This is a genomic window from Actinomadura nitritigenes, from assembly GCF_017573545.1.
GTDB lineage: Bacteria > Actinomycetota > Actinomycetes > Streptosporangiales > Streptosporangiaceae > Spirillospora > Spirillospora nitritigenes.
The window spans coordinates 63,518-78,220 of sequence record NZ_JAGEOK010000023.1 but is presented as its reverse complement, the minus strand read 5'-3'; the positions used below and the strand labels follow the sequence as shown (position 1 = coordinate 78,220).

At 73.8% G+C, this 14,703-nt stretch carries 13 protein-coding genes; 5 read left to right on the top strand and 8 right to left on the bottom strand.

Annotation, left to right across the window (positions count from 1 at the left end; genetic code table 11):
* Positions 1–58 precede the first annotated feature (58 nt).
* The 3 genes from J4557_RS31615 to J4557_RS31605 all read right to left on the bottom strand — a co-directional run bounded on the left by J4557_RS31615 (position 59) and on the right by J4557_RS31605 (position 3,907).
* Positions 59–1,423, bottom strand: coding sequence for an RNA polymerase sigma factor (locus tag J4557_RS31615; RefSeq protein WP_208270418.1), 1,365 nt, complete (start codon positions 1,421–1,423; stop codon positions 59–61).
* A 254-nt stretch (positions 1,424–1,677) separates the two neighbouring features.
* Positions 1,678–2,685: a cation diffusion facilitator family transporter gene (locus tag J4557_RS31610; RefSeq protein ID WP_208270417.1), complete on the bottom strand. Its 1,008-nt coding sequence runs from the start codon at positions 2,683–2,685 to the stop codon at positions 1,678–1,680.
* A 64-nt stretch (positions 2,686–2,749) separates the two neighbouring features.
* On the bottom strand, positions 2,750–3,907 hold the full coding sequence (locus J4557_RS31605; protein WP_208270416.1) for an AMP-binding protein: 1,158 nt from the start codon (positions 3,905–3,907) through the stop codon (positions 2,750–2,752).
* Positions 3,908–4,008: 101 nt separating this feature from the next.
* Here J4557_RS31605 and J4557_RS31600 point away from each other — a divergent pair, with 101 nt between their 5' ends.
* From J4557_RS31600 to menD, 3 genes are all read left to right on the top strand, one after another.
* On the top strand, positions 4,009–4,908 hold the full coding sequence (locus tag J4557_RS31600; protein ID WP_208270415.1) for a 1,4-dihydroxy-2-naphthoyl-CoA synthase: 900 nt from the start codon (positions 4,009–4,011) through the stop codon (positions 4,906–4,908).
* A gap of 84 nt (positions 4,909–4,992) precedes the next feature.
* A complete protein-coding gene (locus J4557_RS31595; RefSeq protein ID WP_243776660.1) occupies positions 4,993–5,931 on the top strand; it encodes an o-succinylbenzoate synthase in 939 nt (312 codons plus the stop codon).
* The gene (menD, locus tag J4557_RS31590; RefSeq protein ID WP_208270413.1) at positions 5,928–7,595 is read left to right on the top strand and encodes a 2-succinyl-5-enolpyruvyl-6-hydroxy-3-cyclohexene-1-carboxylic-acid synthase; all 1,668 of its coding nucleotides are present in this window, start codon (positions 5,928–5,930) and stop codon (positions 7,593–7,595) included. The genes J4557_RS31595 and menD overlap by 4 nt, the downstream gene beginning before the upstream one ends.
* A gap of 146 nt (positions 7,596–7,741) precedes the next feature.
* On the opposite strand, the gene J4557_RS31585 is transcribed toward menD, so the two are convergent.
* Positions 7,742–8,455 (bottom strand): diguanylate cyclase, encoded by a 714-nt coding sequence (locus tag J4557_RS31585; protein WP_208270412.1) that lies wholly within the window; start codon positions 8,453–8,455, stop codon positions 7,742–7,744.
* A 115-nt stretch (positions 8,456–8,570) separates the two neighbouring features.
* A complete protein-coding gene (locus J4557_RS31580; RefSeq protein WP_208270411.1) occupies positions 8,571–9,377 on the bottom strand; it encodes a tyrosine-protein phosphatase in 807 nt (268 codons plus the stop codon).
* Between the two features lie 201 nt (positions 9,378–9,578).
* On the opposite strand from J4557_RS31580, the gene J4557_RS31575 reads away from it, so the two are divergent.
* Entirely contained in the window at positions 9,579–10,604 is a 1,026-nt protein-coding gene (locus J4557_RS31575; RefSeq protein ID WP_243776635.1) for a fatty acid desaturase family protein, read from the top strand.
* Between the two features lie 13 nt (positions 10,605–10,617).
* Positions 10,618–11,433 carry an Fpg/Nei family DNA glycosylase gene (locus tag J4557_RS31570; protein WP_208270409.1) on the top strand — a complete coding sequence of 272 codons (816 nt, stop codon included), beginning with the start codon at positions 10,618–10,620 and terminating at the stop codon, positions 11,431–11,433.
* 41 nt (positions 11,434–11,474) lie between these two features.
* On the opposite strand, the gene J4557_RS31565 is transcribed toward J4557_RS31570, so the two are convergent.
* The 3 genes from J4557_RS31565 to J4557_RS31555 form a co-directional block, all read right to left on the bottom strand.
* Complete coding sequence (locus J4557_RS31565; RefSeq protein ID WP_208270408.1) at positions 11,475–12,488, bottom strand: helix-turn-helix transcriptional regulator; 1,014 nt, start codon at positions 12,486–12,488, stop codon at positions 11,475–11,477.
* A gap of 43 nt (positions 12,489–12,531) precedes the next feature.
* A complete protein-coding gene (locus tag J4557_RS31560; protein ID WP_307800316.1) occupies positions 12,532–13,767 on the bottom strand; it encodes an isochorismate synthase in 1,236 nt (411 codons plus the stop codon).
* Between the two features lie 258 nt (positions 13,768–14,025).
* Positions 14,026–14,622, bottom strand: coding sequence for a biotin transporter BioY (locus J4557_RS31555; protein WP_208270406.1), 597 nt, complete (start codon positions 14,620–14,622; stop codon positions 14,026–14,028).
* Between the last annotated feature and the right edge of the window lie 81 nt (positions 14,623–14,703).

Here is a 14,703-nt window from a genome sequence, read left to right as displayed (position 1 = left end):
GGCACCCGCCGGATCACGGATGATCGGGCGGGCGCCGGTGGCGTGCGGGCCGGGTGCGTCAGACGGCGAAGTCCAGCAGCGGGCGGGCGTTGCTGGGGTGCCGCAGCTTGGACAGCGACTCCTTCTCCAGCTGCCGGATCCGCTCGCGGGTCAGCCCCATCGCCTTGCCGATCTCGTCGAGCGTGCGGGGCGTCCCGTCGTACAGCCCGAACCGCATCGCCATGATCTTGGCCTCGCGGGGCGACAGGATGTCCAGCGTGCGGCGCAGCTGGTCGGCCATCAGCTGGCGGTCGACCAGCTCGGACGCCTCGGGGCTGTCGGTGTCCTCGATGAGGTCGCCGATCCGGGTCTCGCCGTCCTCGCCGATGGTGGAGTCCAGGCTGATCGGCTGGCGGCTGGTGCGCAGCAGCTCGCGGACCTGCTCGGGGCTCTTGTCCAGCTCGACGGCCAGCTCCTCCGGGGTGGGCTCGCGGCCGAGCCGCTGGTGCATGTCGCGCTCGACCCGGCTGAGCTTGCTCAGCATCTCCAGGACGTGCACGGGCAGCCGGATGGTGCGGGCCGAGTCGGCGAAGCCGCGCTGGATCGCCTGGCGGATCCACCACATCGCGTAGGTGGAGAACTTGTAGCCCTTGGAGTAGTCGAACTTCTCCACGGCGCGGATCAGGCCGAGGTTGCCCTCCTGGACGACGTCCAGCAGCGACAGGCCGCGGTCGGAGTACTTCTTGGCGACCGACACCACGAGCCGGAGGTTGGCCTCCAGCATGTGGGCCTTCGCGCGGCGCCCGTCGGCGGCGACCCATTCGAGGTCGGCGCGCATCCGCGGGGTGAGCTTCTCGGTCTCCAGCTTGTGCTCGGCGTACAGGCCGGCCTCGATGCGCTTGGCGAGCTCGACCTCCTGCTCGGCGGTGAGCAGCTGCCGGCGGCCGATCGCCTTGAGGTAGGTGTGCACCGAGTCGCCCATGCTGGTCGACTGGTCGTCCAGGTCGGCGGGGGAGTCGGCGGCCTCGACCTCGGTGACCTCGAAGCCCTCCTCGGGCACGTCGGCGTCGCCGGTGCCCGGCCGCGCGGCGTCCCCGCCGGCGGTCTCGGCGGCCTTGCGGGTCCGCCCGCCGCCCTTGGCGGCGCCCTTGCGGGCGGTGCGCTTCTTGGCGCCCGGGGTGGCCTGCGCGGTGTCGCCGCCGTCGTGGTCGGCGGCCGCGGCCATCTTGCGGACGGTGTCGGGCTCCCCGGCCAGGCTGATCCCGGCCTCCGACAGCTCGCGCAGGATCGAGCGGCCCTGCGCCGGGCTGAGGCCGGCGCTCTCGAAGGCCCCCCTCACCTCGTCGAGCGAGAGGCGCCCTTGGGCGCGGCCGCGCTTCAGGAGGTCGTCGAGTGCGGGGCTCGCCGACTCCGTGAGCGGGGTCTCGATAGCGCTTCGCGGCATGGGGGCACCCCTCTCCCTTCGGTGTGTGGATGCGGCGCGGATTGTCGTTCGCTGCAGGCGCACGCATATACGGGAACGTCGCTGGGAGGGCCCGTTGTTCCCGGTCGGGCAGGATCGGCGCTCCCGGAGGGACCGCGAGGGGGGCGATCCGGTGTCTCGTGGTGCCCGTTCGGGGGAGTTTCATGCCGCCCGACCGTGTGAATCTTGACCTTACTTCGTAAAGGCGCCGGGCCGTGGCGCTGTGACCAACGCCACTAGGCCTCCGAGCTCTTCGGCCGCAGCGTCCGGCCGTACCGTGCGATCACGCGTTCCCGCAGCTCGGGGTCGTCGCGGGGGACCGGTTCGAGGAACACCTCGTCGATCTCCTCGTGGGCCTCGCGCAGCTCCCGCGCCATCCGGACGCAGGCGCGCTCGACATCGCCGGCGGTGAGCGCGTCGCGGAAGTCCAGGCGCGCGCAGACCAGCACCCGGTCGGCGCCGACCGTCATCGTGATGATGTCGACGACCCACTCCACCTCGGGCGCGGCGTGCAGCCGGGCGCGGACGTCGTCGACGATCCGGGGGTCGGCCTGGTTGCCGATCAGCAGGTTGAGGTTGATGCGGCCGAGGACGAGCGCGACGGCGGTGAGCAGTACGCCGATGAGGACCGACCCGATGCCGTCCCAGACCGCGGAGCCGGTGGCCTGGTGCAGGCCGAGCCCGCCGAACGCCAGGAGCAGCCCGACGAGCGAGGCGGAGTCCTCCAGCAGGACGCTGATCGCGGTGGGCTCGTCGGTGCGGCGGATGTAGGCGAAGAGGGGCAGCGACTCCTCGCGGGCAGCGGCGCGGGTCTGCCGGAGGGCCTGCTGCCAGGAGATCCCCTCCAGGACGAACGCCACCGCCAGCACGACGTACCCGACGAGCGGGTCGGCCTCCGCGCCCGACCGGGCCCCGATGAGCGCCTCGAACCCCTGGTAGTAGGAGAAGAGCGCGCCCATGCCGAAGATCGCGACGGCGACGAGCAGCGTCCAGATGTAGCGCTCCTTGCCGTAGCCGAAGGGGTGGCGGCGGTCGGCGGGGCGGCCGCTGCGGCGCAGCCCGACCATGAGCAGGATCTCGTTGAAGGTGTCGGCGACCGAGTGCGCGGCCTCGGCGGCCATCGACGCCGACCCGGTGATCAGCGCGGCGACGATCTTGGCGACGGCGATGCCGAGGTTGGCCAGCAACGCCAGGAGGACGGTCAGGCCGCTCTCGTTCTCCGGCTCCTCGCGCTGTCCGCCCATGCCGCTCGTCCTCCCCCGATCGTCACCGTGCCATGCGCCCCGCGCGTCCCGCGCGGTACGGGCGTCACCCCGCCGCGCGCAGGCGGGCGCGGTCGGGCTTGCCGGAGGCCAGCAGCGGGATCGCGTCGACGAGTTCCAGCTCGCGGGGCGCGGCGCAGGCGGGCATCGTCTCGCGGACGAAGGCGCGCAGCTCGGGCAGGCCGGGCGCGTCGGCGGCGGGCACCACGACGGCGGTGACGCGCTCGCCCCACTCGGGGTCGGGACGTCCCACCACGACCACGTCGCGGACCTTGGGGTGCCGCGACAGCGCGGTGGCGATCTCGCCGGCGAGGACCTTCTCGCCGCCGGTGTTGATGACGTCGTCCACCCGGCCCCGGACGCGGAGCCGGCCGTCCTCCAGGGCGCCGAGGTCCTGGGTGACGAACCATTCGCCGTCGCGGACCGCGGCGGTCTGCTCGGGGCGCAGCCGGTAGCCGGTGAACAGCGACGGCCCGGCGAGGCGGATCCGGCCGTCGGCGCCCAGGGCGGCGCGCATGCCGTCCAGGGGCGTGCCGTCGTACACGCAGCCGCCGCAGGTCTCGCTCATGCCGTAGGTGGTGAAGACGCGGCCGCCGCGCTCGCGGGCCTCGGCGAGCAGGCCGGGCGCGGCGGCGGCGCCGCCGAGGACGATCGCGCCGAGCCGGGACAGGTCGGTGCCGGCGTCGAGGAGGCGGCGCAGCTGGGTGGGGACCAGGGAGATGTGCGCGCGTCCGGCGGCGGCGACGGCGGCGGTGTCGAAGCGGGGCGTGATGATCGGGTCGGTGCCGGCGAGCAGGGAGCGGACGAGGACCTGGACGCCGGAGATGTGGCTGGTCGGCACGCAGCACAGCCAGCGGTCGCCGGGCGCGGCCTCGATGCGGGCGAGGGTGCCGGCGGCGGAGTGGCGCAGCGCGGCGGCCGTCAGCTCCACGAACTTGGGGGCGCCGGTGGAGCCGGACGTGGCGATCAGCACGGCGGTGCCGTCGGCGGGCGGGGCGTGCTCGCCGGCGGCGCGGTACGGGGCGAGGCCGTCCTCGGTCTCGACGGCGTCGGGGGCCAGCGCCTCCAGCATCGCGTCCAGCGCCGGCGCGGGAAGCTCGGGGGAGAGGGGGCAGACGGCGGGGCCGCCGTCGAGGGCTGCGGCGAGCGCCCGGAACAGGCGGGGCCCGGGCGGCAGCACGACGGCGTGGAGGCGGCGATCCATGATCTCATCAGGGTAGGCGACCCCGCTGAACGCGTTCAAACCGCGGGGCGGTTGAATGGGCTCGGCCCGGATCGACGCGGGCCCCGACGGGAGAGGATCACATGGTCTCGGAGCTGTTCGACGCGGACGCCTGGAAAGAGGTCGAGGGGTTCGGCTTCACCGACATCACCTACCACCGGGCCGTGGACCAGGGCACCGTCCGGATCGCGTTCGACCGGCCCGAGGTGCGCAACGCGTTCCGCCCGCACACGGTCGACGAGCTGTACCGGGCGCTGGACCACGCCCGGATGTCGTCCGACGTCGGCTGCGTGCTGCTGACCGGCAACGGGCCGTCGCCCAAGGACGGCGGGTGGGCGTTCTGCTCGGGCGGCGACCAGCGCATCCGCGGCAAGGACGGCTACAGGTACGCCGAGGGCGAGACGGCCGAGACGATCGACCCGGCACGGGCGGGCCGGCTGCACATCCTGGAGGTGCAGCGGCTGATCCGGTTCATGGGCAAGGTCGTGATCTGCGTGGTGCCGGGGTGGGCCGCGGGCGGCGGGCACAGCCTGCACGTGGTGTGCGACCTCACCCTGGCCAGCCGCGAGCACGCCCGGTTCAAGCAGACCGACGCGGACGTGGCGAGCTTCGACGGCGGGTTCGGGTCGGCGTACCTGGCGCGGCAGGTCGGGCAGAAGTTCGCGCGGGAGATCTTCTTCCTCGGCGACACCTACGACGCCGAGGCCGCGCACCGGATGGGCATGGTGAACGCGGTCGTCCCGCACGCCGAGCTGGAGGCGACGGCGCTGGAGTGGGCCCGCAAGATCAACGGCAAGAGCCCGACGGCTCAGCGGATGCTGAAGTACGCCTTCAACCTCATCGACGACGGCCTGGTGGGGCAGCAGGTGTTCGCCGGCGAGGCGACGCGGCTGGCCTACGGCACCGACGAGGCCGCGGAGGGACGCGACGCGTTCCTGGAGAAGCGCGACCCCGACTGGTCGCGCCACCCGTGGTACTACTAAGGGTCCGGCTCACGACGTGGGCCGGAATAGCGTGATTCGGTAGGCAGGTCAGGGGGTCAGCGGGTGCGGGTCTTCGCCATCCCGATGCGGACGCGGTTCCGCGGTGTGACGCGGCGGGAGGGCGTGCTGTTCCAGGGCCCCGCCGGGTGGGGGGAGTTCTCGCCGTTCGCCGACTACGGGCCGGCCGAGTGCGCCCGCTGGCTGGCGGCCGCGCGGGAGGCCGCGCACGAGGGCTGGCCCGCCCCGGTCCGCGACCGGGTCCCGGTGAACGTGACGATCCCGGCGGTCGGCCCCGACCGGGCGTTCGAGATGGTGAAGGCGTCCGGCTGCCGGACCGCGAAGGTGAAGGTCGCCGAGCGCGGCCAGGACGACGCCGACGACTTCGCGCGGGTCGAGGCCGTCCGCGACGCGATCGGCCCGGACGGCCGGGTGCGCATCGACGTGAACGGCGGCTGGGACGTCGACCACGCCGCGCGGATGATCCGGTCGCTGGACCGGTGGGAGCTGGAGTACGCCGAGCAGCCGTGCGCGACGCTGGAGGAGCTGGCGCGAGTGCGGCGGATGGTGGACGTGCCGATCGCGGCGGACGAGTCGATCCGCCGCGCGGAGGATCCGCTGAAGGTCCGGGCGGCGGAGGCCGCGGACGTCGCGGTGCTGAAGGTGCAGCCGCTCGGCGGGGTGCGGGCGGCCCTGGAGGTCGCGGAGGCGTGCGGGCTGCCGGTGGTGGTGTCGAGCGCGGTGGAGACGTCGGTGGGGCTGGCGGCGGGGGTGGCGCTGGCCGCCGCGCTGCCGGAGCTGCCGTACGCGTGCGGGCTCGGGACGCTGTCGCTGATGGACGGCGACGTCGTGCGCGATCCGCTGGGGGAGCGCGGCGGGGAGATCGAGGTGCGCCGGCCGGTGGTGGACGAGGAGGCGCTGCGGCGGTTCGCGGCGCCGCCCGATCTGGAGGACGCGTGGCGGTGCCGCGCGGTGGACGCGCAGGCGTTCCTGCCGGGCCCGCCGATGGTCGGGGTGGGCAGGTGAACCCGGCGACCGCGCTGGCGACGGTCCTGGTCGACGAGCTGCTGCGGTGCGGGATGACCGACGCGGTGCTGGCGCCGGGGTCGCGGTCGGCGCCGCTGGCGCTGGCGCTGCACGCCGCGGAGGAGGCCGGCCGGGTCCGGCTGCACGTGCGGATCGACGAGCGGTCGGCGTCGTTCCTGGGGCTGGGCCTGGCGAAGCGGTCGGGGCGTCCGGTGGCGCTGGTGTGCACATCGGGGACGGCGGCGGCGAACTTCCATCCGGCGGTGGTGGAGGCGCACGAGTCGGGCGTCCCGCTGATCGTGCTCACCGCGGACCGTCCGCCTGAGCTGCGCGACACCGGCGCGAACCAGACGATCGACCAGGTGAAGCTGTACGGGACGGCGGCGCGGTGGAGCACCGAGGTCGGCGTGCCGGAGAACCGTCCGGGGATGGTGGCGTACTGGCGGTCGCTGGTGAGCCGGGCGTGGGGGCTGGCGCAGGCGCCGGTGCCGGGCCCGGTGCACCTGAACGCGGCGTTCCGCGAGCCGCTGATCCCGGACGGGGACGAGTCGTGGTGCGAGCCGCTGGACGGCGACGCGACCGGGGCGTGGACGAAGGTGCGGGCGGCGACGCCCGGGTCGGTGCTGCACGTCCCGCCGACGCGGCGCGGCGTCCTGGTGGTGGGCGACGGCGCGGTCAACGTCAAGCGGTACGTGGCGGCGGCGTCGATGGCGGGGTGGCCGGTGCTGTCGGAGCCGAACGGCAACGCCCGTTACGGCGACCATGCGCTGACCTCGCACCATTTCCTGCTGGGGATCCCGGAGTTCGTGGAGCGGCACCGTCCCGAGGTGGTGGTGACGCTGGGCAAGCCGGGGCTGTCGCGGCCGCTGCTGTCGCTGCTGCGGCGGGCCGAGGAGCACATCGTGCTGGCTCCGGACCTCGCGCACTGGCCGGACCCGGTGCGGTCGGCGACGCAGGTGGCGCCGGAGATCGAGATCCCGGTGGTGTCGGGCGACGACGCGTGGCTGAAGTCGTGGCGGTCGGCGGACCTGGCCGCCGCGACGGCGGTGGACGCGGTGCTGGACGGCGTGCCGGAGGTGAGCGAGCCGCGGCTGGCGCGGGACCTGGTGGCGGCGATGCCGGGCGGGTCGCTGCTGTTCACGGCGGCGAGCATGCCGATCCGCGACCTGGACCAGGTGATGCGGCCGCGGCGCGGCATCCGGATCATGGCGAGCCGGGGGGCCAGCGGGATCGACGGGCTGGTCTCGACGGCGATCGGGGCGGCTCTGGCGCACAGCGGCCGCTCCTACGCGCTGCTGGGGGACCTGGCGTTCCTGCACGACCAGAACGGCCTGGTCATCGGGCCGTACGACCGCCGTCCCGACCTGGCGATCGTGGTGGTGAACAACCAGGGAGGCGGGATCTTCTCACTGCTGCCGCAGGCGGCGCTGGCGGGCCCGTTCGAGCGGGTCTTCGGCACGCCGCACCAGGTGGACCTGGAGGGGGTGGCGGCGGCGCACGGCGTCCCGTACCGGCGGCTGGAGGCTGCCGCGGACGTGCCGAAGGCGATGGCGGGGGAGGGGCTGCGGATCGTGGAGGCCCGCACCGACCGCGACGCGAACGCGGTGCTGCACGCGGAGATGCGCAAGGCGGCGCACGCCGCCGTCCGCGAGCTGTTCGCCTGAGAGACCGAAGGGACGGCGCCGGCGACCACCGGCGCCGTCCTCGATGCTTCAACCTTCAATTTACAATGTAAAGGCGCCGGGCTGGTTGCGTCGACTGCCGCTCTAAAAAACAAAAAGCCTTCACCGAAGACAAGGAGCTCCGCAGATCATTCGGCGGCGGCGTGCTCCGGGTCTGCGGGGATGGCCAGCGTCGGGGTCAGTGCCGGAGTGGCGGTCGGCTGCGGTTCGAGGGCGGGGCGGGCGCGCAGGCAGCGGATCATCTCCTCGGCATGGGGGAGGGCGCCGAAGACGCCCATCGCGGTGAGCAGCGCGATCTGGGTCCTGCATGACAGCGGGTCGCGGCGTTTCAGCCGGAGGCGGAAGTCGGGTCGGCCGTTCCGGCCGACGAGGGCGCGCGCTTGGTCCCAGTACAGGACGGTCAGGAAACCGGTGGCCATGAGCGGTACGACTTCCAGAAGGCTGTGGATGTGCTGCTCCAGCGGGGTGACGCGGCGGCGCTCCTCGGCGTAGGTGACGTCCCAGTACGCGGTGGCCCCGTGAACGGCGAGGGCGCCGGCGCAGGTGGCCAGCACGCCCGGGTTGACCTCGCAGAACAGTCCCAGGGCGACGGGGATGCCGGCCTCGGTCATCATCAGCGAGTGGATCATGGATTCGCGGGTGCCGGCGGTGGTCTCGATGTGGGTCCGGCGGTGCCGGTGCCAGTCGGCGAGGCCGGCGCCGAGCCAGAGCGGCAGCACGCCGCCGATGAGCCAGCGGCGGGTGGCGGTCTCGACGCCGAGGGCGCGGCGGACGTCGCGGGGCCGGACGGAGGGGTCGGCGAGGGCGCGCAGGGCGGCGAGGTGCGGTGGGCGCGGTTTCATCGGCGTTGTCTCCGGGCGGTGTCGGGTGTTCCCGGCGCTACCCGTGAGGTGCGGCCGTACACGTGCGCCGCGCCGCTCGCGAACCGGTCGCGGCGGCGGGGGCGGGTGGAGCCGGTCAGCCGAGGAGGCGTTCGCGGAGGGCGTCGGTGTCCTCGCCGGTCCAGCCGTGGCCGGTGAGCCAGCCCTCGGTGCCGCCGAACTCCTCGTCGATGCGGGCGAGGAGCTTCTCCATGATGGCGGCGTGGGGGACGTGGGTGTCGGCGGGGCGGGAGTCCAGGTCGGCGGCGTAGGTGTCGCTGTTCCGCAAGCGTCCGAGGACGGCGTCGATGCGTTCGCCGGTCATGGCGTAGTCGGCGACGATCGCTTCGCGGGTGACGCCGGCGAGGTCGAGGGCGAGGGCGCAGACGACGCCGGTGCGGTCCTTGCCGGCGGCGCAGTGGACGAGGGAGGAGCCGTCGGTGCGGGTCATGACGCGCAGGGCGGCGGCGATGTTGTCGCCGCGGTCGCGCAGGTAGCCGAGGTAGTGGCCGGTGGTGCGGTCGAGCTCGGTGCCTCCGGCGTCGCGCTCCTGCCAGGGGAGCGCCTTGTCGACGTCGGCGCGGTCGGGGGTGTCGGCGGTGACGTCGGTGCGGCGGCCGCCCTCGGGGAAGAGGGACAGGTGGTGCAGGGTGACGGAGGGGACGCGGGCGAGGGGGCCGGGGCCTTCGAGGCGGACCTCGGCGTCGCTGCGCAGGTCGATGACGTTCTTGAGGTGGTACTCGTCGAGGAGGATCCGGACGTCGGTGACGGTGAGGTCCTGGAGGTTGTCCGAGCGCAGGACGCGGCCGCGCCGGGTGGCGCCTCCGTCGGCGGTGGGGAGCCCGCCGAGGTCTCGGGCGTTGACGGCACCGTCCAGGTCGATCCACCGCGTCGGTTCGCTCATGGCTTCTGACCCTATATGGACGGGATGTTCCGTCTTCGATGCAGGGTCGGGGTCGGTGATGGTCCGCGGGGGCGACGGCGGGTGAGGGGTACCGGGACCTGGGAGCCAGGACGGGTTTGGCTCCGCAGCGTGGCGACCGCTCGGTGATCGTCTCCGTAGCTTCGGATCGGTCAGCGCACCGACGATCCGATGGAGGCCCCGATGACCGCGACCCTCGACGCCCCGCCCGCCCGGGCGGCCGGCAGTGATTTCGCTCCGCTGGCGCGGCAGGTCCGCGCGAGCGGGCTGCTGGACCGGCGTCCTGGCTACTATTCGCGGGCGATCGGGGTGAATCTCGCGGCGACGGCGGCGGTGTGGGCGGCGGTTGCGTGGGCGGGGGCGAGCTGGTGGGCGGTGCTGCTGGGGGTTCCGCTGGCGGTGCTGTCGGCGCGGACGGCGTTCCTGGGGCATGACGCGGGGCATCGGCAGATCGCGCGGTCGGCGCGGGTGAACCGGGTGCTGGGGCTGGTGCTGGGGAACCTGCTGCTGGGGATGGGGCAGGGCTGGTGGAGCGACAAGCACAACCGGCATCACGCCAATCCGAACCATGTCGGCAAGGACCCGGATGTGGGGGAGGGGGTCCTGGCGTGGACGGAGGGGCAGGCGGCGCGGCAGCGGGGGGTGCTGCGGTGGGTGGCGCGGCATCAGGCGGGGTTGTTCTTCCCGTTGCTGACGCTGGAGGGGTTGAACCTGAAGGTGGGCAGCGTGCTGTACCTGCGGGGGAGGTCGCGGCGGGAGCAGCTGGTCGAGGGCGGGCTGCTGGCGGTGCACGCGGTGGGGTACCTGTCGCTGGCGTTCGCGTTGCTGTCGCCGGGGAAGGCGGTCGTGCTGATGGCGCTGCACCATGCGCTGTTCGGGGTGCATCTGGGTGCGGTGTTCGCGCCGAACCACAAGGGGATGGCGATGCCGGAGCCGGGTGAGCGGTGGGGGCATCTGCGCCGGCAGGTGCTGACGTCGCGGAACGTGCGGGGCGGTGTGGTGGTGGACTGGCTGATGGGTGGTCTGAACTACCAGATCGAGCATCACCTGTTCCCGGGGATCCCGCGGTGCAGTCTGCGGCGGGTGCAGCCGCTGGTGCGGGCGCATTGCGCGGCGGTGGGGCTGCCGTTCACCGAGACGGGCCTGGTGGAGTCGTACCGGCAGGCGCTGGCGCACATGCGGGAGGTGGGGGCGCCGCTGCGGTCGTAGGATTGCGGGCGTCATGCCCGAAGGACATACCCTCCATCGTCTGGCCGCCGAGCACCGTCGGGTGTTCGGCGGCCGTCCCGTCGCCGCCGAGAGCCCGCAGGGCCGGTTCGCGGCGGGTGCGGCCGAGATCGACGGCCGTGTGCTGAGCGCCGCCGAGGCGTACGGCAAGCATCTGCTGCTGGAGTTCGACGACGACCGCGTCCTGCACGTCCATCTGGGGATCTACGGGACGTGGCGGTTCGGTGGGCTGCCGGTGCCGGAGCCGTGGGGGGCGGTGCGGTTGCGGTTGTCGGGTGCGGGCGGGCACGCGGATCTGCGCGGTCCGAACGCGTGCGAGCTGCTCGAGCGGGGTGAGGTGAAGCTGCTGGTGGATCGGCTGGGGCCGGACCCGTTGCGGGCGGACGCGGATCCGGGGCGGGCGTGGGCGCGGATCTCGCGGAGCCGGACGAGCATCGCGGCGTTGCTGATGGATCAGTCGGTGGTGGCGGGTCCGGGGAACATCTACCGGGCGGAGGTGCTGTTCCGGCAGGGGATCGATCCGATGCTGCCGGGGCGGGCGCTGTCGGAGGGGCAGTGGTCGGCGATCTGGGCGGATCTGGTGGTGCTGATGGCGGAGGGGGTGCGGTCGGGGCGGATCGACACGGTGCGTCCTGAGCACATGCCGGAGGCGATGGGGCGTGCGCCGCGGGTGGACGATCATGGTGGTGAGGTGTACGTGTACCGGCGGGCGGGGTCGGCGTGCCTGGTGTGCGGGTCGGTGGTGGCGTCGGCGGAGCTGGCGGCGCGGAATCTGTTCTGGTGTCCGGGGTGCCAGCCGGCGGCGGGGTGAGGCGGCGCGGGTGAGGGGCACCGGTCGTGGTGGTGCGGGTGTCAGTGCAGGTAGCGGTCGGCGAGTGCGCGTGCGGTGTCGGTCATCATGGCGCGCAGGGGCGGTGGGTCGAGTACTTCGACGTCGGCGCCGAGTTTGAGGAATTCGACGTGGGCGTGGCGGAGTGATTCGACGGGGAGGGTGACGGTGGTCCAGCCGGTGGGGTCGGGTGGGCCGGCGTTGTCGTGGGCGGCGCGTGCCATGACGGGTGGCAGGAGGAGGGCGGCGCGTTGGAGGCCGTTGGGGGAGAGGCGGACGGTGGCCTGGTCGCGGTAGGAGTCGGCTTCGAAGCGGGTGGCGTAGGCGTCCCAGTAGGCGGCGAGGTCGAAGCCGGGTGGGCGTTCGAATCGCTGGGGGAGCGGCTGGAGGGTGAGGATCTTGGAGACGCGGTAGGTGCGCGGCGCCGCGTGCGCCGGTGCGGTGTCCGCCGGTGGTGTGTCGGGATGGTGGGCGCGGGCGATGAGGTACCAGGTGCCGGCCTTGAGGACGACGCCGATCGGTTCGAGGACGCGTTCGACCTGCTGGGGGTGGGCCCAGCGGCGGTACAGGACGCGGATGCGCTGCTGGTTCCAGACGGCGTCGGCGACGGGCTGCAGGTGGGGGACGTCGTCGGGGGTGCGGAACCAGCCGGGGGCGTCGAGGTGGAAGCGTTCGCGGATGCGTGCGGCGCGGGAGCGCAGGTCGGGTGGGAGGGCGGCCATGAGTTTGAGTTCGGCGGCGGCGACGACGTCGCCGAGGCCGAGTTGGGAGGCGGGGCCGGGCATGCCGGACAGGAAGAGGGATTCGGCTTCGCCGGTGGTGAGTCCGGTGAGGCGGGTGCGGTAGCCCTCGAGGAGCCGGTAGCCGCCGTCGGGGCCGCGGTCGGCGTAGACGGGGACGCCGGCGGCGGACAGTGATTCGACGTCGCGGTAGACGGTGCGGACCGAGACCTCGAGTTCGTCGGCGAGGTCGCGGGCGGTCATGCGGCCGCGGGTCTGCAGCAGCAGGAGCAGGGACAGCAGGCGGGACGCGCGCACGGGACCAGTGTGGCGTTGGGGGCGGGGTGCCGGTGGGGCGGGGTCAGCCCTGCAGGGCGTACTGCATGGCGCGGAACTTGGTGCGGGCTTCGGCGAGTTCGGCGGCGGGGTCGGAGTCGGCGACGATGCCGCAGCCGGCGAACAGGCGGGCGCGGGTGCCGTCGAGCTGGGCGCAGCGCAGGGCGATGCCCCATTCGCCGTCGCCGCGGGCGTCGACCCAGCCGACGGGGCCGGCGTAGCGGCCGCGGTCCATGCCTTCGAGTTCGCGGATGAGGTCCATGGCGATGTCGGTGGGGGTGCCGCAGACGGCGGGGGTGGGGTGGAGTGCGGCGACGACGTCGAGGACGGAGCGGTCGGCGGCGAGGCGTCCGCGCAGGGGGGAGGCGAGGTGGTGGAGGTTGGGGAGGGTGAGGAGTTCGGGTTCGGTGGGGACGTGCAGGCGGGCGCACAGGGGGTCGAGGGCGTCGCGGACCATGTCGGCGGCGTAGCGGTGCTCTTCGCGGTCCTTGGCGGAGGCGAAGAGGCGGGCGGCGCGGTCGCGGTCGTCGCCGGGGGTGTCGCCGCGGGCGGTGGTGCCGGCGAGGACGAGGGATTCGATGTCGCCGCCGGTGCGGCGGATGAGGAGTTCGGGGGTGGCGCCGACGAGGCCGGCGCAGGAGAAGGTGTAGCAGCCGGGGAACCGGTCGGCGAGGCGGCGCAGCAGGACGCGGGCGTCGATGGGGGCGTCGGCGTGGACGGTGAGGTCGCGGGCGAGGACGACCTTGCCGAGGGCGCCGCCGCGGATGCGCTGGACGGCGGTGGCGACGGCGTCGCCCCAGGCGTGCGCGGGCATGGCTCCGTCGCCCCAGGTGAGGCCGGTGGGGGCCTGGGGTTCGTGGACGAGGGAGAGGGGGTCGGCGTCGTCGCCGATGGTGGTGAGCCAGGCGCGGCCGTCGCGGCGGCCGAGGACGCGGCGCGGGACGATGAGGACGGAGTCGGGGGATTTGGGGTCGAAGGCGAATCCGCCGAAGGCGACGGGGCCGGTGCCGGGGAGGGCGACGGGGTCGTCGATGTCGGCGGCGCCGAACAGTTCGCGCAGGAGCGCGGCGGCGGCGGTGAAGCGGTCCTCGCCGCCGGGCAGGGTGATGCGGGCGGCTTCGCCCCAGCCGACGATGCCTTCGCCGTGGCGGATCCAGGCCAGGGCGGAGGGGTGCGGAAGTCTCGAGACGAGGTCGCCGGGGTCGGTGACCGGGGCGGTGCGGACGACGAGGCGGTCCGGTGCTGACACGGCGAGCTTCACGCATGCCACTGTACGGCAGAATTGAACCTGTTCAAACAGGCGGGGCGGCGGCGTCCGGTGAGGTGTGCGCCACATCGCGGCGGGCGCTCACGGCCTGCACATGCCCGTTCCGCCCGGACCCATGCATCGCGCCCCCACGCGCCTCCTCGACGTCCTGTCGGGCTCCCTTCGGCGCCTCCCGGCGGGTGGTTTGCGGTTTCTGTGCGCCCGCCCCCGTGCCGTGGAGCTGCACGGGGGCGGGCCGAGTGAAGCGGCGTGTCAGGAACTGCGGCCGTTGAGGCGGCCCGTCAGCTTCCATGCCGCCGGCAGCAGCGCCGCGGCGAGCGCGACCTTCAGCGCGTCGCCCGCCAGGAACGGCGTCACGCCCAGGTGCAGCGCCTTGCCGAGCCCGACGTGCAGGGACGCCATCAGGTAGGGGACGCCCGCCGCGTACATGATGGCGGTTCCGGTCAGCATCGTCGCGACGGTCCGCAGCGGGGTGCGGTCGCCGCCGCGTTCGGCGAGGCGGCCCACCACGGCGGCGGCGACGACGAAGCCGAGGACGTAGCCGAAGGTCGGGAACCCGGCGCCGGAGGCGCCGTCGGTGAACCAGGGGACGCCCGCCATCCCGGCCAGCAGGTAGACGATCATGCCGAGTCCGGCGCGGCCGAAGCCGAGCGCGGCGCCGGCCAGCAGCACCGCGAAGGTCTGCCCGGTCACCGGTACGGGGGTGCCGGGCAGCGGCACCGCGATCTGGGCGGCGACGCCGACGAACGCGGCCGCGCCCGCGACGAGCGCGGCGTCGCGGGCCAGGGAACCGGGCAGCAGGTCGCCGAGGACGGCGGGACCCCGCCGGGCGGCGTGAGCAGTGGCCACTGAACCTCCCATTAAAGGTGTTGTCAGCCGAAACCTAGCGAACTGGTCATCCGGAACCGAGCGCGCGGTCGACAGAAACGG